Below are 21,128 nucleotides of genomic sequence, written 5' to 3'. Positions count from 1 at the left end.
GAAAACGGCCGCCGGTGGTTCCGGCGGCCGTTCAAAAAAATCGATCGGGTGCGGCTGGTCAGGCGGCGCGGCCGCTGCGGGTATACTGGCCCTGCGGGCGGTAGCGCACCAGATAGGTCGGCAGGATCGGCTCCAGCATCGTCGGCTCGATGCCGATGCCCGAAAGCGTTCGTCCTTCAGAAACGGCGTTCGCGGAGACGACATTGTCGGATTTCAGCAACACCACCTGGTCGGCGGTGAGAGGCGGCGTGACGAAGGGCACCATCGAGGCGATGCTGCCGATGAAGGACGCAACGCCGAAGGGAAGCGAGACGAGCGTACGCTTGCGGTCGATCGTGTTGAGCATGATCTCGAGACAGTCGCGGAAGCTCAAGACATCAGGGCCGCCGAGTTCGTAGATCTTGCCCTTGGCAAGCTTGCCGTCGACGGCGCGTGCCACGGCCTCGGCCACGTCGGTCACGTAGACGGGCTGGAACTTCGTCTCGCCGCCGCCGATCAGAGGCAGGACCGGCGAGAAGCGCGCCATGCCGGCGAACTTGTTGAAGAAGCCGTCCTCGGGGCCGAAGACGATCGAGGGACGCAGGATGATCGCGTCAGGTTTGGTCTCAAGGATGGCTGCCTCGGCGTGGCCCTTGCTGCGGGCGTAGTTCGACGCGGAGGACGCGTCGGCGCCGATGGCCGAGATATGCGTCAGCGTCGCGCCGACGCCACGGGCTGCTTCCGCGACGGCTCGGGCGCCGAAATCCTGGACCGCATCGAAGGTGTTGCGGCCGCTTTCGAACAGCACGCCGACGCAGTTGATGACGTGGTCGGAACCTTCGACGGCGCGGTCGACCGATTTACGGTAGCGCAGGTTTGCCTGGACGAAGGAGATCTGGCCGACATTGCCGAGCGGCTGCAGATGACCCGCAAGGTCCGGCCGGCGAACGGCGACGCGGATGCGATAGCCGCGCTTGGCGAGCGCGCGCACCACATGACGGCCGACGAACCCGGATCCGCCGAAAATCGTCACCAGCGGCGGAAGGTTGGACAAGGTCATGGGATGTGCACTCCTGATCGGGTCGGAAAGAATTGATTGCTACATAGCCCAACAGCCGCGAGAGGTGAAGGCCAATCGACGTCGGCTTGCAGAGCCCGCAGAAGTGGTGACGCCTGGGATCAGACGCCTTCGACGACCACCATCTCGGCGTCGGCGACTTCCTGACGGATCGCGGCGGCAATCTGGTACTCAGGCGAGTTGTAACAGTCGACCGCTGCCTGCAGCGATGGAAACTCGATGACGACGTTGCGGGCGCGAACGCCGCCCTCCAGCCGCTGGTGTTCACCGCCGCGCGCCAGAAAATTGGCGCCGTATTTCTCGAAGGCCGGCTTTGCGGCCGCCACATAGTCCTTGTAGCGCTCGGGGTCGCGGACATCGACCCGTGCGATCCAGTATCCCTTGGCCATATTGAGCTCCTCGTCTTGCAGCACGAAAGGCTGACGGGAGTGTTACTTCCGGCAAATTTTTGTTGAGGTCAAGCGGATCGGCCCGGGGTGCCAAGATATCGGGAGGGCTGCCCGTGTCAGCGCGCGAGGGCGCCGTCCATCTCCGACAGAATTGCCCGGGCAGCCGCAAGCGGCTCGGCGGCTGCGACGATTGGGCGCGCGACGACGAGATGGCTGGATCCGGCCTTGAGCGCCTCGGAGGGCGTCATCACCCGCTTCTGGTCGCCCTTGTCCGCGCCGGCCGGGCGAATGCCCGGGGTGACGAGCGCCATGTCCGGCCCGATGATCTTGCGCACCGCCGCCGATTCCTCCGCCGAGCAGACGATGCCCCCCATGCCGGCGGCCCGGGCCTGTTCGGCCCGGCGCAGCACCAGCGTGTGCGGATCGTATTCATAACCGGCGTCGATCACGTCCTGCTCGTCCATCGAGGTGAGCACGGTGACGCCGAGCAGGCAGAGATCGGAGCCCTTTGCGGCCTCGACTGCAGCTTTCATCGCCTTCGGATAGGCGTGCAGGGTCAGCATCGACATGCCCATCTTGACGATGTTCTCGACGCCCTTGGCCACCGTGTTGTCGATGTCGAGCAGCTTCATGTCGAGGAAGACCTTCTTGCCGCTTCCGGCCAGGTCGCGCGCGAATTCCAGCCCGCCGGCAAAGACGAGCTGGTAGCCGATCTTGTAGAAGGATACGTCGTTTCCGAGCGTCGACACGATCTTCTCGGCCGCGGCAATCGTCGGGAGGTCGAGGCCTACGATCAGTCGGTCGCGCGCGGTTTCGGTCATCTTAGATCCCCTGCCAGTGTTCCATCGCGGTCCAGTCGCATGCGACGGTGCGATCCGCAAGGCGGAAAGCGAAGACATTGCCGCCGCCGCCACCCTTCTGGTCGGCCGCGCGCGAGATCGGCGCGCCGGTGAGCCGGCATTTCAGAAGCGTGCCCACGCCACCATGGCCGACGAAGGCGATCGGGACCTTCGGATCGTGGCTGTCGAGCACGCGGGAGACTGCGCTCGAAATCCGCGCCTGGGCATCGACGGCCCGCTCCCAGCCCTTGAAGCTTTCGGTGGGGTTGGCGAAGAACCAGTCGGCCGCCTTTTCGAATTCCGGCGGCGGCAGGAAGCCGGTCGCGGAGCGATCGTTCTCGCCCATATCGTGATGGATCTCGACGGTCACGCCGGCCGCATCGGCCAGCAGCTGCGCCGTCTCGATCGCCTTGGTTTCGTCGCTCGAGACGACCCGTCCGAGCGAGCGCACCCAGGGCAAGGCGGCAGTGATGACCGCGCGCTCGCGGCCAACAGCGGAAAGTCCCCATTGCGGGACGGGCACGTCCGGATCGATCTGGACCTGCGGATGGGTAACGTAGACGCCGAACATCCCGTCAGTGTGCCCGGCGATAGACCCAGAGCTGCGCCGGCGGAATGTTGCGCACGACGAAGTCGAGATGCTGGATGCTGTAGCGGTCCGGCATGGCAACGACCGGCGACAGTGGTCCATAGGAAATCTGCACGACCGGCCTTCCGACCGGAATGCGCGACAGCAGGTCGTCGATCAGCTCGACGCGCCGGTGCATCGGGAAGTTCAGAAGCGGCACGGCAGAGACGACGCTGTCGAAGGTCTGGCCGTTGAGTTCGCCGAGGGTATGCTCCAGATCGAAAGCATCGCCGTTGATGAAGTTGACGCCGGTGAAGTTGGTCCTGAGCTGATTGTAGAAATCGGTCGAGTACTCGATCGACACGAGATTGGACGGTTCAAGGCCACGTTCCAGGATCGCCTTGGTGATGACGCCCGTACCGGGGCCGAGCTCGAGAACCGGAAGGCCCGAGGCCGGATTGATGACGCTCGCCATCCGGCGCGCGGTGACGGAGGAGGTCGGCAGGATCGCGCCGACGGCCTTGGCATTGCTCATCCATCCCTTGAAAAAGCGAATCTCCTCGTCGAACTTCCGTCCGAGCCGTTCCTTCACCTTCACGCGCAAATTCATTGAACCCCTCAAAACCGCTGTCCTCTCCTCGCACAGGCCGTCCGCTGAACTCCCTACCCGGTGATTCGAGACGGTTGCGGCGGCGTCAACATAATGTGTCCCCATCTGCGGCAAAAACAAGTCTGTCTGCGCCTGAAAGCGTTCTCTTATCAACAGCCCGCAAATGCCGCGGCCAACAAAAAACCCGCCACGCGCGGGCGTGACGGGTTAGCGTTTCGCGCCGCGTCAGGCCCGGCTACACGCGCATCGGCATGAGCACGTAGAGCGCATCTTCAGCAGCCAGATCACGCACGAGCGTCGGCGAGCCCGGATCGGCCAGCATGAAGATTGCGTCCGTGCCGGTCAGCTGCGAGGTGATGTCGAGCAGGTACTTGGCGTTGAAGCCGATTTCGAGCGGATCGTGGTCGTAGCCGACAGGCAGTTCTTCGGTAGCACTGCCGGAGTCCGGATTGTTGACCGTCAGCGTCATCTGGCCTTCGTTCAGCGCCAGCTTGACGGCGCGGCCGCGCTCGGACGAGATCGTCGAGACGCGGTCGACGGCTTGCGCGAAGGACTGGCAATCGACGCGCAGTTCCTTGTCGTTGTTGGCCGGGATGACGCGCTGGTAGTCCGGGAAGGTGCCGTCGATCAGCTTCGAGGTCATGACGATCGAGCCGATCGTCAGGCGGATCTTGGCGTCGGAGACTTCGACGGTGACGACGAGGTCCGGGCTATCGAGCAGCTTCTGCAATTCGCTGACGGTCTTGCGCGGGATGATGATGCCCGGCATGCCTTCGGAGCCGGATGGCGCCTCGACGTCGGCGCGCGCCAGGCGGTGGCCGTCGGTGGCGACGGCGCGCAGCTTCAGTTCGCCCTTGCTCTCGACCGTGTGCACGAAGATGCCATTGAGGTAGTAGCGGGTTTCCTCGGTCGAGATCGCAAACTGGGTGCGATCGATCAGCATCTTGAGGTCGGTCGCCTTCAGGCGGAAGGAATGCGAGAAGCTGCCGGCGGTCAGATCCGGGAAATCGGACTGCGGCAGGCATTGCAGCGAGAACTTCGAACGACCCGAGGCGACGGTCATCGCCGTGCCCTCGGCATTGGTGGCGAGCAGCACTTCCGAGCCATCGGGCAGCTTGCGCACGATGTCATAGAGCAGATGCGCCGGAACGGTGGTTGCACCAGCCTGTTCCACCTGGGCCGGGGTCGCCTCGGTGATTTCGAGGTCGAGGTCGGTCGCCTTCATTTCGAGGCTTGCGCCGTCGGAACGCAGAAGCACGTTCGAGAGGATCGGGATCGTGTTTCGCCGCTCGACCACGCGGTGCACGTGGTTCAGCGATTTCAGGAGGTTGGATCGCTCGAGAGTAATGCGCATGGGATGCCGCTTTCAACCATTGCCCGGCGGGCGAACGTCCGCCTGAGCGTCAACTGCGAGTGCCCCGGCCGACCGACCGGATAGATGTGGACCGGCAAAATGGCAGAAAGAGCGCCCGGAAAGCAAGGGGTTTGAGGGCTTCTGTCCCCAGATGCAGCACGTAGGCCCGTCGTCTTGCCCTTGCTCTGCCATGGTGGCTCACTCATAAAGACCGGATAGACACATCGGTGAGCACGATCAGGACGTTACAGGTGGAAAAGCAGAAGACAGCGGAACCGGCAGGCGGACAGAGGGAGCGCAGCTATCGTCTGCACAATGTGAGCGTTCCGGCTCGCCCGCTCGAGGCGGCGCTCTATCTGGTGGCAACCCCGATCGGCAATCTCGGTGATATTACGTTGCGGGCGCTGGAAACATTGGCCGGCGCCGATGTGCTCGCCTGCGAGGACACGCGCGTGACGCGCGTCCTCCTGGACCGTTACGGCATCACCAACCGTCCCTACGCCTACCATGAGCACAACGCAGACGAGGCCGGCCCACGACTGCTCGCCGCCCTCGGTGAGGGCCGGTCGGTAGCGCTTGTCTCCGATGCCGGCACGCCACTGGTGTCCGACCCCGGCTACCGCCTGGGGCAGCTCGCGATCGAGGCCGGGCACCGTGTCGTGCCGATCCCGGGCGCCTCGGCGCCGCTCGCAGCCCTTGTCGGCTCCGGCCTGCCGAACGACGCCTTTCTCTTTGCCGGCTTCCTGCCGACCAAGGACAAGGCCAAGCGCGATCGCTTGAAGGAATTCGCAAGCGTGCCTGCAACCATCATGTTCTTTGAATCGCCGCACCGGATCGCCGCAACGGTCGCGGCGGCAGCTGAGGTCCTGGGGGAAGGCAGGCGGGCGTCCGTCTGCCGCGAGCTGACTAAGACCTTCGAGGAGTTCCGCCGCGGCACGCTCGGTGAGCTTGCCGCCCATTATGAAGAGGCAGGCGCGGTCAAGGGCGAAATCGTTCTGGTGATCGGCCCGCCGGACGCTGCACCCGAGCCGGAGGCGGCCGATGTCGACGCTCTGCTGCGAAGTCTCGTCGCCGATATGCCGGCCGGCAAGGCGGCAACCGAAGCCGCCCGCCAGACAGGCCTGCCGCGCAAGGAGCTCTACGATCGGCTGCTGCAGTTGAAGGAGCGACATGACGACTGATGGCGGCGACAAGCGGAAGCTGAATGCGCTGAGGCGAGGGTATCTCGCCGAATACCGCGCGGCCCTCTGCCTCCTGCTCAAGGGCTACCGCATCGTCGCCATGCGCCATCGCACCAGGCTTGGCGAGATCGACATCATCGCAAGGCGCGGCGATCTCATCGCCTGTGTCGAGGTCAAGGCCCGCCGATCGGCCGAGGACGGCGTCTTCGCCGTAACGGCCACGGCGCAGAGGCGTATCCGTGCCGCGAGCGATCTCTGGCTGGCGAAACAGCCGGATTTCAACAGGCTTTCCGTGCGTTACGACATCGTCACGGTGACGCCCTGGGGCTGGCCGCGGCACCTGCCGGACGCGTTCTGAATCGGCGCATAATGAAGGAAAATGATTGCGTTGTTCCGCGGGTGCCCCTCGTTGGAACATATTCTCGAATTTGTAATCGTTCCGACACAAAAGCGTAACTGGCCTGTCATTGAAGGTCACTAGTCCACTGCCATCCGCAACCCGGTGGAGAGGATTAGTCATGTTCAAGAAGTTTACGCTCGCAGCCCTTACCCTCGCTTTTTCAGCGACCTCGTCGCTTGCCGCGACCAACATTACCTGGTGGCACGGCATGGCCGGCCGCAACGGCGAAGTCATCAATGAAGTTTCCAAGAAGTTCAACGAAGCCCAGAGCGCCTGCGCGCTGACCCCGGTTTCCAAGGGCACCTACGAGGAAGCGCTTGCTTCCGGTATTGCCGCTTTCCGCTCGGGCGAACAGCCGAACATCCTCCAGGTCTTCGACGCCGGTGCCGCCACCATCATCAACGCCAAGGGCGCGGTCATCCCGGCCGAAGACCTGATCATCAAGGCCGGTCACAACTTCGACCGCAACGCCTTCATCGATGGCGTGCGCTACTTCTACGCCGACAGCGAAGGCAAGTTCGTCGGCATGCCGTTCAACTCCTCCGCGCCGATCATGTACATCAACGACGAAGCCCTGAAGAAGGCCGGCGTCGAGGCGCCGAAGACCTGGGAAGAGTTCGAAGCCGCAGCACCCAAGCTGAAGGAAGCCGGCTACATCCCGCTCGTCCAGTCGCAGCTCACCTGGCAGTTCACCGAGAACTTCTTCTCTCGCAACAACATCCAGTTCGCCACCAACAACAACGGCTACGACGCCGTCGTCGACACTGAGCTGAAGGTCACCGACCCGAACCTCGTCATGATGTTCGACAAGCTCAAGGCCTGGAAGGACGAGGGCTACTTCGCCTTCTACGGCGCCGGCTGGAACGACAACCAGAAGGTCTTCGAAGAAGGCAAGGCCGCGTTCTGGATCGGTTCGTCGGGCTCCTTCGGCGGCCTGCAGAAGACCGCACAGATGCCGTTCTCGGCAACTTTCCTGCCCTACTGGGGTTCGATCAAGGGCGCCGGCACCAACTCCTTCATCGGCGGCGCGGCACTCTTCGCCATGTCCGGCAAGTCGGATGAAGAAAACAAATGCGTTGCCGACTTCTTCCAGTTCCTGACCTCGCCTGAGATCCAGTACTTCTACCACAAGGCCACCGGCTACGTGGCCATCACGAAGGCAGCCTACGAGCTTGCCCAGAAGGACGGCTACTACAAGGAGAAGCCGGTTGCCGAAGTCGGCATCAAGCAGCTGATGCTGCCGGCCGGCGACTGGTCGAAGGGCTACCGCCTCGGCTTCTATCCGCAGATCCGCGAAATCATGGAACGCGAATACGGCCGCATCTTCTCGGGCGAAACGACCGTCAAGGACGCGTTCGACACGATCGAGAAGGAAGGCAACGAGCTGCTCGCTCGCTTCGCCAAGACGGCCGGCTGATCTCGATGACGACCGCGACAGATCTCCTCCCCGCAGCGCGGGGAGGGACCGGAACCAGGACCGGGGGGCGTCGCTTCGGCGCCTTCCGGCTTTTCGGTGGCCAGTCGAGCGGAGGGGAAAGTGCTGCCAAGCGCGTGCAGTTCGCCTCGCCGTTCCTGCCCTACCTTTTTCTCGCGCCGCAGCTCGCGATCATCTTCATCTTCTTCTACTGGCCGTCGGTCCAGGCGATCCAGTCCTCCTTCTATCTCGAAGACCCCTTCGGCTTCGGCTCGACCTTCGTCGGCATGACCAACTACACCGATGTGCTGAAATCGGGCGAATATCTCGGCATTGCCCGTTTCACCGCGGTCTTCACGGCCCTCGTCACCTTCTTTGCGCTCTCGATCGGGCTGCTGCTCGCGGTCAAGGCCGATGGTGTCATCCGCGGCAACGCCGCCTATAAGACGCTGCTGATCTGGGTCTATGCCATTGCCCCGCCGGTCGCAGGCCTCATCGGCATGATGTTCTTCGACCAGCATATCGGCCCGATCGTCGAGCTTGCCCGCTGGTTCGGCTGGGACATCAAGGTTGGTCTCAACTACTTCGACACCGCCTTTTCCATGGTGGTCGTCTCGGTCTGGAAGCAGATCCCCTACAATTTCATCTTCTTCCTCTCAGGGCTCCAGGGCATTCCGGTCTCGGTGCGGGAAGCTGCGGCGATCGACTGCAGCTCGGGCTTCCGTCGCTTCTGGACGGTGATCCTGCCGCTGCTCGCGCCGACCGCCTTCTTCCTTCTGATCATCAACGTTACCTATGCGCTGTTCGACACCTTTGGCGCCATCGACGTGATGGTGAAGGACAAGGCCGCCAACAACCCGATCACCCTTGTCTACAAGGTCTACATGGACGGTTTCCGCGGCAACGATCTCGGTGGCTCTTCGGCCCAATCGGTGATCCTGATGCTGATTGTCTTCGTTCTCACCATCTTCCAGTTCCGCTTCATCGAGCGGCGCGTGCACTACAATTGAGGTGGGGCCGATGTATCGCACCAAGATTTTCGACCACGTCATCCTGCTTCTCGGCGTCTTCATCATGGTGGCGCCGGTCGTCGTCGCCTTCATGACCTCCACCCACGAGGCAGCCGATATCCACCGCAACGGGCTCAGCCTCAGCTGGGGCGGCCATTTCGTCGAGACCTACCAGACGGTTCTGACGCGCGAAGGCGGCTTCACCGGCAAGATCACCGGCTTCAACATGATGCTGAACTCGATGATCCTGGGCTTGGGTTTTGCGGTCGGCAAGATCGTACTGTCGATGCTGGCGGCCTATGCGCTGGTCTATTTCCGCTTTCCGCTCGCGACCTTCTTCTTCTGGGTGATCTTCACCACGCTGCTCCTGCCGCTCGAAGTGCGCATCCTTCCCTCCTACGAAGTGATGAACACGCTGAAGCTGACGAACACCTATACCGGCCTGATCGTGCCGCTCTTGGCCTCGGCCACCGGCACCTTCTATTTCCGGCAGTTCTTCAAGTCGGTGCCCGACGAGCTTCTGGAAGCGGCGCGCATCGACGGCGCCGGGCCGTTCAAGTTCTTCATCGACGTGCTGGTGCCGCTCTCGCGCACCATGATGGCGGCGATCTTCATCATCATGTTCGTCTATGGCTGGAACCAGTATCTCTGGCCGACGCTGATGACCACCGACGAAGGCTTCTTCACGCTGGTGCGCGGCATCAAGCAGATCCTGCTCGTCTGGGTCGGCTCGAACATCCCCGACTATAACGAGGCCTTTGCGCTGGCGATCCTCGCCATGCTGCCGCCGGTGATGATCGTGGTGATCTTCCAGCGCTGGTTCATCAAGGGCCTGACCGAAAGCGACAAGTAAGCGGAGTGGCGGCGGGGCAAGTGTCCCGCCCGGTCCTGAAACGACACCAAATTTACGGAGGCAGCCATGGCGGCCATTACCATCGCCGAGGTCTCGAAGATCTATCACGGCAATGTCGAGGCGGTGAAATCCGTCTCGATCGACATCGAGGACGGCGAATTCATCGTACTCGTCGGCCCGTCCGGCTGCGGCAAGTCCACGCTGCTGCGCATGGTCGCGGGGCTGGAGACGATTTCGAAGGGCACCGTGACGATCGGCTCGCGCGTCATCAACGACGTCGACCCGGCCGAGCGCGACATCGCCATGGTCTTCCAGAACTATGCGCTCTATCCGCACATGACCGTCTACGACAACCTCGCCTACGGTCTCAAGAACCGCAAGACGCCGAAGGCGGAGATCGACGCCCGGGTCGCCGAAGCCGCGCGCATGCTGGAGATCGAGCCCTATCTTTCCCGCAAGCCCCGCGCGCTCTCGGGCGGCCAGCGCCAGCGCGTCGCCATGGGCCGCGCCATCGTGCGCAAGCCCGCAGCCTTCCTCTTCGACGAGCCGCTTTCCAACCTCGATGCCAAGCTGCGCGTCTCCATGCGCGGCGAGATCAAGCGCCTGCAGAAGCGCCTCGGCACCACGTCGCTCTATGTCACCCACGACCAGCTCGAGGCGATGACCCTCGCCGACCGGCTGGTGGTGCTGAACGGTGGCCGCATCGAGCAGATCGGACGCCCGCTCGACGTCTATCACCGCCCGGCCTCGACCTTCGTTGCGAGCTTCATCGGCTCGCCGGCGATGAACCTGGTCAAGGGCCAGATCGAAGGCGGCAACCTGCAGATCGGACTCTACAGGATCGAACTCGGCGGCCGCGCGCCGGTCGAAGGTCCCGTCACCGTCGGCTTGCGGGCCGAAGACCTGAAGCTTGCCGGCGTCGGCGAGGACGCGATGCTGTTCCAGGTCGACTATGTCGAGGAACTGGGTGCCCAGCGGCTGGTGCACGGCAGCATCGACGGCCAGGCGCTCACCATCGCGCTCTCCCCGGAAACGCCGCTGTCCGGCGATCTGGCCGTGACGATCGCCGTCGACCGCCTGCATTTCTTCTCGCCGGAAACCGGCAAGCGGCTCGAACGCGGCACGTCCTTCGCAGGCGACGCGCCGGTCGAGACCCACCGACTGGAGACGGCATCGTGATCCGTGAAATCGTCGAGCAGCTTGCCGTCCCGTCCCTTGAAATCCGCGCCGGCTTTGCCGAGATCGTGCGCACCATCGCGGCCCACGATGCCGCCATGGCCGCTCGCCCCGAGATGAACAGCATCGAGGTCGGTGGCACACCGGCCTCCGATACGCCGCTCGCGTTTCCGTTCACGGTTGCCGCCTGGAACCTTGAGCGCTGCCTGTTTGCGCCGGAAAGTGCTGCGCATCTCGCTGAGACGCGGGCGCCGGTCGTCCTGCTCTCGGAGATGGACAACGGCATGGCCCGCACCGGCCAACGTCATCCGACGGCCGAAGTCGCGGCTGACCTCGGTATGCAATACGCCTATGGCATCGAGTTCATCGAGCTTGGGCTTGGTTCAGACACCGAACGTGAATTCTGCGAAGATAATTTCAACGCCAAGGGATTTCACGGCAACGCGCTGATGGCGTCCGTGCCGCTCGGGCGCCCCTTCATGCTGCGTCTCTGGGGCGAACGCCTCTGGTTTACCGACGGCGAGCAGCCGCGTCTCGGCGAGCGCTTCGCGATCGGCGCCGTCATCGACACCGAGGCAGGTCCCTTCGTCGCCGTCTCCACCCATCTCGAAAGTGCTGCGACCGCCGCCTATCGCGAGCGTCAGGTCAAGGAATTGATCGATGCGCTCGACGAAGCCTTCCCCGGCCTGCCGGTGCTGATCGGCGGTGATCTCAACACCGGCAACCACGCCGGCGGCGATTTCGAGGCTGAAAGGCTCTTTGCCATGAGCGCTGTCAGGGGCTTCACCCGCCATGGAGGGCCGCTCGACGTGATGACCACGCGGCCGAGCCTGATCACCCGCTGGCCGGAGCGGGCGATGAAGCTCGACTGGTTCCTGTCGCGCGGGCTGAAGGTCGGCGAGACCACGATCATTCCTTCGCTCGATGAAACCGGCCGGCCGCTCTCGGACCATGATCTCATCACCTGCGTGGTCGAAGGCTTCGAATAGGCGCGCCTCTCCTTGCCTAAGGCCCGCCCGCATTCTACATGTCGAGGGCTTTGCCAGTGCGGCAGAGGGCGACGGTTTTCTCGTCCTCTTCCGTTCCGGCGGTTTGAAATCGATCACGGCTCTCCGTGATCCATGAGGGGACGGGAAGATGGCGAAAATCGTCAATGTCGGGGTCCAGATGGACCATGTGTCGGGCATCAACATTGCGGGCGATTCCACCTTTGCCATGAGCCTCGAGGCACAGTCGCGCGGCTATCGCCTCTTCCACTACACGCCAGAGAAACTGTCGCTGCGCGACGGCAATGTCTATGCGAGCGTACAGCAGATGACGCTGCGCGACGTCAAGGGCGACCACTTCACACTCGGCGAGCCGGAACGTGTCGATCTGTCGACCATGGACGTCATCCTGCTCCGCCAGGATCCACCCTTCGACATGGGCTACATCACCTCGACGCATCTTCTGGAGCGCCTGCATCCGAAGACGCTTGTCGTCAACGATCCGGCCTGGGTGCGCAATTCGCCGGAGAAGATCTTCGTCACCGAATTCGCCGACCTGATGCCGAAGACGCTGATCACCCGCGATGCCGCCGAGATCGCCAGCTTCCGCCAGGAGATGGGCGACATCATCCTGAAGCCGCTCTACGGCAATGGCGGTGCCGGCGTCTTCCACTCGACCCGCGACGACCGAAACCTGTCCTCTCTGCTCGAAATGTTCGGCCAGATGTTCCGCGAGCCCTTCATCGCCCAGGAATACTTGCCGGCGGTGCGCAAGGGCGACAAGCGCATTCTGCTCGTCGACGGCGAACCGGTCGGTGCCATCAACCGCGTTCCGGCAGACCACGACGCCCGCTCCAACATGCATGCCGGCGGCCGCCCCGAGCCGACCGAACTGACGCCACGCGAAAAGGAAATCTGCGCCCGCATCGCGCCTGCCTTGAAGGCGCGCGGCTTCCTCTTCGTCGGCATCGACGTCATCGGCGACTACATGACCGAGATCAACGTGACCTCGCCGACCGGCATTCGCGAAGTCAAGAAGTTCGGCGGCGCCGATGTCGCGAGCCTGCTGTGGGACGCAATCGAGCGCAAGCGCGCCTGATCGAGCGTTTTGCTTGAGACCCATCTCGGGTCGACTGAGGCCGCGGACCATTGCCCGCGGCCATTTGCCGGAGCGCCCTGTTGCCGGGTGCGCGCCGGCCCTCCTTGCGAATGTTCTGTAATTGTTCTTGTTTTTGTGCGTGATCCGTGCAAGGCTCCGTCTTGCAACCCAAAGCGGTTGTGCGGCCCGGGAATACGGGCTGCTCGGGCGAGGGGATAATCATGGTCGCGCGCGTCAGCACGGTCGCATTTCAGGGTATCGAGGGTCTGCCGGTCGACGTTCAGGTGATGGTCGCGCCGGGCAAGGTCGGCATGCAGATCGTCGGCCTGCCCGACAAGGCTGTCGCCGAAAGCCGCGAGCGGGTGCAGGCGGCCCTTCACGCCTCCGGCCTGGCGCTGCCGGCCAAGCGCATTACCGTCAATCTCGCCCCCGCCGATCTTCCCAAGGAAGGCAGCCATTTCGATCTGGCGATCGCGCTCGGCCTGATGGCGGCGCTGGGCGCCATCCCCGGTGATGCGCTGGCACCCTATGTGGTGATCGGCGAACTCAATCTCGACGGCACGATTGCCGCCGTTGCCGGCGCACTGCCGGCGGCGATCGGCGCCAATGCGCTCGGCAAGGGTCTGATCTGCCCCGCCGAGAGCGGCCCCGAGGCCGCCTGGGCCGGTGCCGAGATAGACATACTTGCGCCGCGCAGCCTGATCGCGATTGCCAACCATTTCCGCGGCACACAGGTGCTTTCACGGCCTGAGGCCGCGATCCGCTCGGGTGCGTCCGACCTGCCCGACCTCGGCGACATCAAGGGCCAGGAAAGCGCCAAGCGGGCGCTGGAGGTGGCGGCGGCCGGCAACCACAATCTGCTGAAAGCATGTTGCACGCTAGACATTGAAATGATAGCGCTTTTCTATGAAGATAGATTTCTCCGCAAAGCCGAAGGTATACAGCTATATCCGTTTCTCGCGGCCCGAGCAGGCTCGTGGGGACTCCCTGCGACGACAACTTGAGAAGGCGCGTCTCTTTGCTGACAAACATGGACTTGAGTTGGACGAGTCCCTGCGCGACGAAGGGGTCTCAGCATTCCGCGGGAGGAACGTGGACGACCGCGCTGCTCTAGGCTCTTTCCTAAAGGCAGTGGAGACCGGAGACGTCCCACGAGGCTCTTACCTTTTGGTCGAGTCCTTGGATAGGTTATCACGCGAACACGTCCTCGATGCGCTTCCTCGCTTCCTCGATCTGCTCAACGCTGGCATTCGCATTGTGACGCTTCTTGATAGCCAGGAGTATTCGCGTGAGAGCGTAGAGGCCAATAATTACCAGCTCATGATTTCTCTAGGCATCATGGCGCGTGCCCACGAAGAATCCGCCACTAAAGGCCACCGTGTTCTCGAAGCATGGGAGAAGAAACGGCAACTGGCGGCCTCGTCGGGGAAGGCCATGACGAAAATATGTCCGGCGTGGATGAAAAAGGACGGCGACGAATACAGGCTGATCCCTGAACACGCCGCAGTGGTCAGACGAATATTCGAATCGTCAATCTCTGGCATCGGAACGCGCTCCATTGCGAAGCAGCTTAACGCCGACGGGGTCAAGCCGTTTGGAGGGGGGCGGATTTGGTACGACTCGTATATCAAGAAAATCCTCGACAACCCCGCAACCTATGGGGAGTTCACGCCCCGAGGGAAGCTGGCGGGTGGGTCGGACGCTACTGCGTCCGCAACACTGAAGGACTATTACCCGTCAGTTATCGATGAAAGAACTTTCCACAAAGCCCAGGTGATGATGAAGGCGCGCGCGGCGTCGTCCGTGAGACGATCCGCCGGTGTGCACCGGAATGTCTTGTCAGGTCTGCTTCGCTGCCAGGTCTGCGGTGGTGGTATGCACTACATCGATAAAGGCAAGAGAGGCGGGAAGCCTTATCTCCAATGCAGTTCGTCGTTGCTGCACGCCGGATGCGATCATAACAAAAAGCATGCGTATGAAACGCTTGAAGCCAAAGTTGTTATGAACTGTTCCCCGACGGTCAATGAGGCGGAGAACGAAAAAGTCGTCGAGGTTCAGGCATGTGAATCCGCTCTTATGGATATTCAGGCGCGCCTTGAGCGCATGGCCGACGCGGTCGAGCGCAACGGACTGAGTGAAACTCTACAGCAGCGCCTCGCAAGTCTTGAGAAGGACAAATCCAAGGCCGAGACGGCGTTGGCAAAAGCCAAGAATGCAGCGAACCGAGATACCGTCGCCCGCAATTTTGGCGTGACTATGAAGGAAGCCGCCGTTTTGGCAACTAGGCTGCGCGAAGAGCCCGGGAATGTCGAGCTGCGTACCTACGTTTCGAACATGCTCCGGAGCGTGATAGAAAAGATCACAGTCGGTCCGACAAGGTTTCATACGAGATCGGCACTCGGCTTCGAGGCGGAAGAGAACCTGCCGGACGAGGGCGCGGTGATGGCCTACGTGAACAGGTGGTTGCATGGGGCTGGGCGAAGCGACGGCAGCTCGACTTACACTATGACGCCGCTCCCGCCGTTGATTTCCGATCGTGAAATTCAAGATGCGGAGAACGAATTAAAAGGCCTGTATCCTTCTGGCAGCGCGGTAGGCTGACGCCGTGCCCGGGGGGAGATGCGGGACGTCCTATGGATCATCCCGATGTCTCTTCGTTGTTGTACGGGCTTCCTAGAGCTCCAAAAAATTGACATCCCAGGCAGAAGGCCGATCCGTCGGCCTCATCTCTCGGTTTTCGCCACCGGTGACGATTCCAATAGCTAAGCTTATCAGAGCCGTGAGCGTGGCGGTCCTCAAGGGAATGCGCCTGCGATCTCAGAAGCGCAGTCACCAGCAGCGCCGATGTTCCTGGATGGGGAATGTATGGACGCCGCTACAGTGGAAACTCGGGTAGCTGATCCAAGATGTGCTGGGCCGTATCGCGGGGGGAAAGCGCCAGATATGTCTCGTCGATTGCCTTCGCGGGAGTCCCTCCGGCTAAGAGCGATGTCATTGATGCGGCCTTGTAGCGTCCGACGACATCAGCGTTGGCGAACGTTTCAAGATGGGCGTGAAATTTGATCGCAGGGCCCCGAAGTACGTAACCCAGAATGTATTTCAGAACGTTGGCCTCGAAGAGCGCCTGATACAACCTGTCGCTTCGTGTACTCGTTTTCACTGCGATGGCAAACAGGAAGTGGCGGCCTTCAAGAGTGCCTTGAATCCCTTGCCAGGCTGTGTCCAAAATTTCCTGACTTCCGTGTGTCAAATCAGGTAGAGGGGACAGAAAGGGCCTGAAGCCCTCGGGCATGGGATCAGGCATCCTAAGACCTAGTATGTCCGGCGTGCTGAGCTTTAGTTCCATGCCGCGCGTCTGAAGCGCCACTTCGAATGCCTTGTACTCCGCGCGCGCCTTGTCGTTCAATATGAGGGTCGTATCGGCCCCGCGAGCCATTTTCACGATAGCAACTTTGCGCGCTGGGCTGGGGACGGCGTTCTTTGGCTGCGTAAATACGGCGCTCGACCAGACGCCGGTGTCCATGAACGAATTCCAGACCGCGGCGGCATTCCAAAGCGCGGCCGCCTCCATCGTTTCATAGATATCCCCGTCGACCTTCGCCTTCTGAGCTTCGGTCAACTCGAATGCTCCGGGCCAGATCACATGGCCAGCTGTGTCAACGTTCTCGTATGCTTGTCTCCGGTAGTCAGCAAACAGACGAGTTGGGTCGGGATCGTTGTCGGTGCCGGGAACGAAGGTGTCCAATGCACAATCCATAACTCGCCGCTGAGTTATCTGGAATTGGGTCTTGCGCCCGCGTATCCTCCCTCCTCTCGTATCCACAAGGCATCCCTTGCCCGCGGCATTGCAATTGAGGCATACGATCGCTTGACTATCGCTGTGGGGAGCGCTGGGGAACGTAAATGGCACCTAGTTTTTCCCCGATTGGTTGAGGGCTATCTGTCGCGCGGTCGCGAACATGACGTCGAGATCAACCCCCAGCGCCTCAGAGATATTCTGGAGATTGCGCAGTGACGGGTTCCGGCGGCCGCGTTCGATCCCACTGACATATGTCCTGTCCAGCCCGGCACGCTCCGCCAATTCCTCCTGCGATAGACGCACGAGCAGTCGGTGCTGACGCACGGCAGCGCCGTAGTACTTCGACAGGTCCATAGTGCCCCTAAGTCGTATTGGCCTCCTGAGTACGACTGATTACGGGTGGTCTCCACGGACTATGAGTCACATATGGCTAGTCCACAGGGGAAAGTCACTTTCCCACCGTCTCCCCAAGACTCAGGCTACATGGACTGTTGCCAGCTTGATTGACCACCTTTAAGGTCGCTGAAGCTGGACTCATGAGTCCCTTCAATGCGCCGGCCACTTTTAGGAAAAGCTATGACGAAGAAACCAACGGCAGTTAGCCTCTTTTCGGGGTGCGGCGGGTTTTGCGAGGGGGTTGAGCTTGCCGGGTTTGAAGTGAAGGCGGCGGTTGAGTTCGATCGGTTCGCCTGCGAGACGTATCGCGCGAACTTCCCGAAGACGCCTCTTTTCGAAGGCGATATTCATGATTTCCTTTCCGGAGAGAACTTCGACAAGCATCAGAAGATGTGCGGAGAGGATGTCGACTTGGTGTTCGGTGGCCCGCCGTGCCAAGGGTTCAGCCAAATCGGCCCCCGCAATCTCTTTGATGACCGGAACCAGCTGTATACCCAGTTCGCCCGAGTAGTTGATCAGCTTCGGCCGAGGATGTTTCTCTTGGAGAACGTCCCCAACATCCTGTTGATGAAAAAGGGGCATTTCCGCGACGCTATAATCGAGCACTTTCGCGGTTTGGGCTATGGCAATACGACGTTTGTTAAGGTCAGCGCGGCTGACTTTGGCGTTCCCCAAACGCGTGAGCGGGTGTTTTTCTTCGGCACGCGGGACGATCTGAATTGCGGCGGAGAGATAACCGACTTCGCACTCAAGCTCCTCGATACGCAAAAGGTGGAAAAGCAGACGACAGTGTGGGACGCCATCGGCGATCTGCCGAGTAAAGTCGTCCCCTCCGGAGCCACGCTGCCATATCCATCTGTTGAGCGACCGCACCCATTCTTGCAAATGATGCGGCTCGACTACTCGGAAGGATGTTACGCCAAGTCTACGAAACGCAAGCGGGCGATTGGCCGCGGCGAAGCTCAGCTACATAATCACCATACCAAGGAAATGATGGCGAAACGCGCGCGCCTAATCACATATCTTAAACCGGGAGAGAAGGCCGACTCGCTGCCGAAGGAAATATGGAACGGTGCGCGTCCCGAAAAATGGCGTCGTCTGCATCCCGATTTGCCCAGCTACACAATTCTGGCACAGATGCACCGTGACCTCTCGGAATGGGTTCACCCCAAGCTCGATCGGTGGATCACTGTGCGGGAGGCGGCGCGGTTGCAGTCGTTTCACGACGGATTTGTCTTCAAGAGCAGCGAGTGGCAGATGCTGAAGCAAATAGGCAACGCCGTTCCGCCCTTGCTTGCCTACGCAGTCGCGACTATGGCAAAAGCTGTCCTCGTGGACGCTTACACGCCCGCCGGCGTCTTCGATGGGTTCGGAGAGTCGACGGATGAACGGGCGGCGAACTTTGCGCCTGATGGGGCTAGACGCTCGGCATGAGACGGTGACCTTCAGCGAGGCTCAGGATCGAAGTTCCCCGACTTAGGGGTAAACCTTGGTAGACAAGCTAACGCCGGAGAGGCGTAGCGCCAACATGGCGCGCATTGCTTCAAAGAACACCAAGCCTGAAATGATTGTCAGGCGAATGGCCCATGCGATGGGCTACAGGTATCGCCTTCACCGGCGAGACCTGCCGGGTAAGCCTGATTTGGTGTTCCCAAGCAGGAGGGCCATTATCTTCGTCCATGGCTGTTTTTGGCACCGTCATCCGGACCCTTCGTGCAAAGACGCGACATTACCAAAATCCAGGAGGGATTATTGGGTCCCGAAAATTGCAAGGAACGAGGAGCGGGATCAGCAGCACATAGAGTCTCTAACTGCCGAAGGATGGCGTGTGCTTGTGATCTGGGAGTGTGAGACGACTGCGGACAATTTGGCGGATCGCCTGCGCGACTTTCTGGATTAATCGACTGACGTCGCACGCTAGGTTTGATGGGCGTTCGTGACATTGGTCACACTGCCGCGGCTGTGTCACGCCGAGATATCGTTCGGCGCTTGACCCCTGCGCGCCGGCGACTGACCATAGAAAAACCGCCGATCATCGGGCTTGCGACCCTACGGCGGTTTTTTCGGGGTATGTTCTTAAATGTTGACCGACATTGCTGACATTGTAAAGCCGCCGTTGACGGTTGATTGAGCCCGGGGCTGGGACATATCCCAGCCGATTTAGCAGCCTCTCTAAACCCTCCAGTCAAAATTGTTGACAAGCGCCCGCGACAGCAGGGCGTTCGCGTTGTTGCGGCGGGCGAAGCGAGCCGTCTTGACAAGAGAGGAGCTGCGTTGCCCCCCCCTGCAAAAGAGGCAGGGGCAGAAGAGGCATTCCGGCAGAGGCGGAAGCGGTGGGCGCTCCGCGACGTCGCGGCCTCGATCCTTCGCCCCGAAGAGGGGCGCGGCCCCTCTGTCTGCGGTTGCGGTCGGGCAGGGTTTGAGGTGGAGGAGGTGGGCTTGCACCTCCGCGCAGCAGGTGCGCGGACCTCGGGGACGTTCGCTTGTGACTCGGGCTGGCTTTGCCCCGTTTGCGCTCCGCGCAAGGGGCAAGAGCGCCGCGACCGCATGGCAGAGGTCTTCGACCATGTAAAGGGCTTCAGCGACGGGCAGATGGTCATGTGTACCCTAACCGTGCGGCATAGCCGCGGGCAGGGTCTGGCCGATCTCCGGAAGGTCGTTCAGGCCGCTTCGCGGAAGGCGCGGCAGGGTGCGCCGTGGGCGCGCCGGAAGAAGCAGCATGGGATTTTCGGGGTCATTTCTGCGCCAGAAGTGACGTTCTCGAAGGCCAACGGCTGGCACTTCCACATCCATACCGCATTGCTCTTGCGCGGCTCGGGAGCTGAGACGCAGGACCTCGGGGAATGGTTCGTGCGGCGGTATCTGGAAGCCGTCCAGGCGGCGGGCTATTCGGCCTTGCTCGACGGGCAGGACGTCGCCGTCATTCGGTCAGAAGAGAAGCTGGCCGAATACATCGCCAAGGGCGTTGGGCGCACCCGCGACGTCGCGTGGGAAATGGCAGGACAGGCGACGAAAAAGGCCCGCTCGAAAGAGGGGCTGCATCCGTTCGAAATCCTCGAACTGGCGTCTGGCGACGACGGCATGAAAGCCCTTTGGCTGGAGTATGCCGCGGCGATGAAGGGGGTTCGCTCCTGCGTCGTCTCGCCCGGGATCGCCGCCGCTCTCGGTATCGAGGCGGACGAGGACGAGGAGCGCCCCGGAGAAGAGGAGTCCCCGGAAGAGCAGGCGGCAGGATACCTGCGCCGCGACATCTGGAACACGCTCATGTCTCGCAAGAGGGCGTCTACCGTGCTCGCCGCGCTCGAGGACTTCGGCGCGGATCGGTGGGCGGAAGTCGAGCGGCTGGCGCTCGAACTCGCAGGTCATGCGCAGGAGACGGGTGAGCCTGCGCGGACCCGAGAACATGTGCCGTCTGCGTGGACGGTCGCCGCTCGCGCCGATGACGTCCGGCAACGGTCTGGTTGCTCGGGCGGCGAGGCGGTGCGCACGGCGATGGATCGCGAGCGCGGTCATGCCGTCGCCTTCGGCCTGACGTTCCGCCCGCCGCCGTTGCGGCTGGTGCTTGAACTGGTGGCGGCATAGTCCGCCAGAGGCCCCAGCCAGGCCCCAGAGGGTCTGCCTGAAAGGCCCCTCGGAGAGCCGACGCTTTGACCAAAGGGAAAAGCATTAGTCGGTCACTAATCGTTGCCTCTGAGGCCGCCGGCGATGACAATGTTTGAAGAAGCGGGAGACGTGTAAATGAAACATGCAAAGGAATGCGAAGGACGCCCGGTCATCAAGTATGCCAATGGCACCTTCATGTGTATCGACCCATTTTGTGAAAACGCGCCGGACGTTCAGACCGATGAAGGCGGTTGGCTGTGCCTGGACTGTGCCGTCTATCATTTTGGGGGATGGACCGACGCCGCCACACACCGGCGGGTCGGGGACCATCGCCGAGACGTTGAATTCGATTCAGAAGCCGAGGCCGAAGCCATCGCTCTATTGAGGCGGTAGT

21 protein-coding genes and 1 pseudogene are annotated in these 21,128 nt (G+C 61.8%); 14 read left to right on the top strand and 8 right to left on the bottom strand.

The features are described 5' to 3' along the window. Positions 1-58: 58 nt before the first annotated feature. The 6 genes from XB14_RS16675 to dnaN form a co-directional block, all read right to left on the bottom strand. Entirely contained in the window at positions 59-1,039 is a 981-nt protein-coding gene (locus tag XB14_RS16675) for a complex I NDUFA9 subunit family protein (protein WP_077962682.1), read from the bottom strand. 119 nt (positions 1,040-1,158) lie between these two features. Further along, complete coding sequence (locus XB14_RS16670) at positions 1,159-1,446, bottom strand: DUF1330 domain-containing protein (protein WP_077962681.1); 288 nt, start codon at positions 1,444-1,446, stop codon at positions 1,159-1,161. Positions 1,447-1,562: 116 nt separating this feature from the next. Then, on the bottom strand, positions 1,563-2,267 hold the full coding sequence (gene pyrF, locus XB14_RS16665; protein WP_077962680.1) for an orotidine-5'-phosphate decarboxylase: 705 nt from the start codon (positions 2,265-2,267) through the stop codon (positions 1,563-1,565). A 1-nt stretch (position 2,268) separates the two neighbouring features. Further along, positions 2,269-2,856: a histidine phosphatase family protein gene (locus tag XB14_RS16660; RefSeq protein WP_077962679.1), complete on the bottom strand. Its 588-nt coding sequence runs from the start codon at positions 2,854-2,856 to the stop codon at positions 2,269-2,271. Positions 2,857-2,860: 4 nt separating this feature from the next. After that, positions 2,861-3,463: a phospholipid N-methyltransferase PmtA gene (pmtA, locus tag XB14_RS16655; RefSeq protein WP_077962678.1), complete on the bottom strand. Its 603-nt coding sequence runs from the start codon at positions 3,461-3,463 to the stop codon at positions 2,861-2,863. A gap of 235 nt (positions 3,464-3,698) precedes the next feature. Continuing rightward, on the bottom strand, positions 3,699-4,817 hold the full coding sequence (gene dnaN, locus XB14_RS16650; RefSeq protein ID WP_077962677.1) for a DNA polymerase III subunit beta: 1,119 nt from the start codon (positions 4,815-4,817) through the stop codon (positions 3,699-3,701). A 236-nt stretch (positions 4,818-5,053) separates the two neighbouring features. Between dnaN and rsmI the strand changes: the two genes are divergently transcribed. The 10 genes and pseudogenes from rsmI to XB14_RS16600 all read left to right on the top strand — a co-directional run bounded on the left by rsmI (position 5,054) and on the right by XB14_RS16600 (position 15,537). After that, on the top strand, positions 5,054-5,998 hold the full coding sequence (gene rsmI, locus XB14_RS16645; RefSeq protein WP_419178598.1) for a 16S rRNA (cytidine(1402)-2'-O)-methyltransferase: 945 nt from the start codon (positions 5,054-5,056) through the stop codon (positions 5,996-5,998). Next, entirely contained in the window at positions 5,988-6,356 is a 369-nt protein-coding gene (locus XB14_RS16640; RefSeq protein WP_077962675.1) for a YraN family protein, read from the top strand. The genes rsmI and XB14_RS16640 overlap by 11 nt, the downstream gene beginning before the upstream one ends. Before the next feature lie 160 nt (positions 6,357-6,516). Continuing rightward, positions 6,517-7,815: an extracellular solute-binding protein gene (locus tag XB14_RS16635; RefSeq protein ID WP_077962674.1), complete on the top strand. Its 1,299-nt coding sequence runs from the start codon at positions 6,517-6,519 to the stop codon at positions 7,813-7,815. A 5-nt stretch (positions 7,816-7,820) separates the two neighbouring features. Beyond that, positions 7,821-8,822 (top strand): ABC transporter permease subunit, encoded by a 1,002-nt coding sequence (locus tag XB14_RS16630; protein WP_234804060.1) that lies wholly within the window; start codon positions 7,821-7,823, stop codon positions 8,820-8,822. Positions 8,823-8,832: 10 nt separating this feature from the next. Continuing rightward, positions 8,833-9,675 (top strand): sn-glycerol-3-phosphate ABC transporter permease UgpE, encoded by an 843-nt coding sequence (ugpE, locus tag XB14_RS16625; RefSeq protein ID WP_077962672.1) that lies wholly within the window; start codon positions 8,833-8,835, stop codon positions 9,673-9,675. 66 nt (positions 9,676-9,741) lie between these two features. Next, the gene (locus XB14_RS16620) at positions 9,742-10,854 is read left to right on the top strand and encodes a sn-glycerol-3-phosphate import ATP-binding protein UgpC (RefSeq protein WP_077962671.1); all 1,113 of its coding nucleotides are present in this window, start codon (positions 9,742-9,744) and stop codon (positions 10,852-10,854) included. Next, a complete protein-coding gene (locus XB14_RS16615) occupies positions 10,851-11,840 on the top strand; it encodes an endonuclease/exonuclease/phosphatase family protein (RefSeq protein ID WP_077962670.1) in 990 nt (329 codons plus the stop codon). The genes XB14_RS16620 and XB14_RS16615 overlap by 4 nt, the downstream gene beginning before the upstream one ends. 148 nt (positions 11,841-11,988) lie before the next feature. Further along, positions 11,989-12,936 carry a glutathione synthase gene (gshB, locus tag XB14_RS16610; RefSeq protein WP_077962669.1) on the top strand — a complete coding sequence of 316 codons (948 nt, stop codon included), beginning with the start codon at positions 11,989-11,991 and terminating at the stop codon, positions 12,934-12,936. 221 nt (positions 12,937-13,157) lie between these two features. Beyond that, positions 13,158-13,799 (top strand): annotated as a pseudogene (locus tag XB14_RS16605) (magnesium chelatase domain-containing protein); the annotation flags it as partial. 43 nt (positions 13,800-13,842) lie between these two features. After that, positions 13,843-15,537, top strand: coding sequence for a recombinase family protein (locus XB14_RS16600; protein WP_077962668.1), 1,695 nt, complete (start codon positions 13,843-13,845; stop codon positions 15,535-15,537). Positions 15,538-15,811: 274 nt separating this feature from the next. On the opposite strand, the gene XB14_RS16595 is transcribed toward XB14_RS16600, so the two are convergent. Together XB14_RS16595 and XB14_RS16590 are read right to left on the bottom strand one after the other, a co-directional pair. Next, positions 15,812-16,681 carry a Cfr10I/Bse634I family restriction endonuclease gene (locus tag XB14_RS16595; RefSeq protein WP_210190024.1) on the bottom strand — a complete coding sequence of 290 codons (870 nt, stop codon included), beginning with the start codon at positions 16,679-16,681 and terminating at the stop codon, positions 15,812-15,814. Between the two features lie 165 nt (positions 16,682-16,846). After that, on the bottom strand, positions 16,847-17,089 hold the full coding sequence (locus tag XB14_RS16590) for a helix-turn-helix domain-containing protein (RefSeq protein WP_077962667.1): 243 nt from the start codon (positions 17,087-17,089) through the stop codon (positions 16,847-16,849). Between the two features lie 222 nt (positions 17,090-17,311). Between XB14_RS16590 and XB14_RS16585 the strand changes: the two genes are divergently transcribed. The 4 genes from XB14_RS16585 (at position 17,312) to XB14_RS16570 (ending at position 21,127) form a co-directional block, all read left to right on the top strand. After that, complete coding sequence (locus tag XB14_RS16585) at positions 17,312-18,565, top strand: DNA cytosine methyltransferase (RefSeq protein ID WP_210190023.1); 1,254 nt, start codon at positions 17,312-17,314, stop codon at positions 18,563-18,565. A 55-nt stretch (positions 18,566-18,620) separates the two neighbouring features. Beyond that, a complete protein-coding gene (locus tag XB14_RS16580) occupies positions 18,621-19,031 on the top strand; it encodes a very short patch repair endonuclease (RefSeq protein WP_077962665.1) in 411 nt (136 codons plus the stop codon). Positions 19,032-19,555: 524 nt separating this feature from the next. After that, complete coding sequence (locus XB14_RS16575; RefSeq protein WP_419178595.1) at positions 19,556-20,713, top strand: protein rep; 1,158 nt, start codon at positions 19,556-19,558, stop codon at positions 20,711-20,713. 156 nt (positions 20,714-20,869) lie between these two features. Next, on the top strand, positions 20,870-21,127 hold the full coding sequence (locus tag XB14_RS16570) for a hypothetical protein (protein ID WP_077962663.1): 258 nt from the start codon (positions 20,870-20,872) through the stop codon (positions 21,125-21,127). Position 21,128 lies beyond the last annotated feature (1 nt).

Source organism: Ensifer adhaerens (assembly GCF_002007205.1).
GTDB lineage: Bacteria > Pseudomonadota > Alphaproteobacteria > Rhizobiales > Rhizobiaceae > Ensifer > Ensifer adhaerens_D.
Note: the sequence above shows the minus strand (reverse complement) of the source record. Positions and strands in the feature narration are given on the sequence as shown.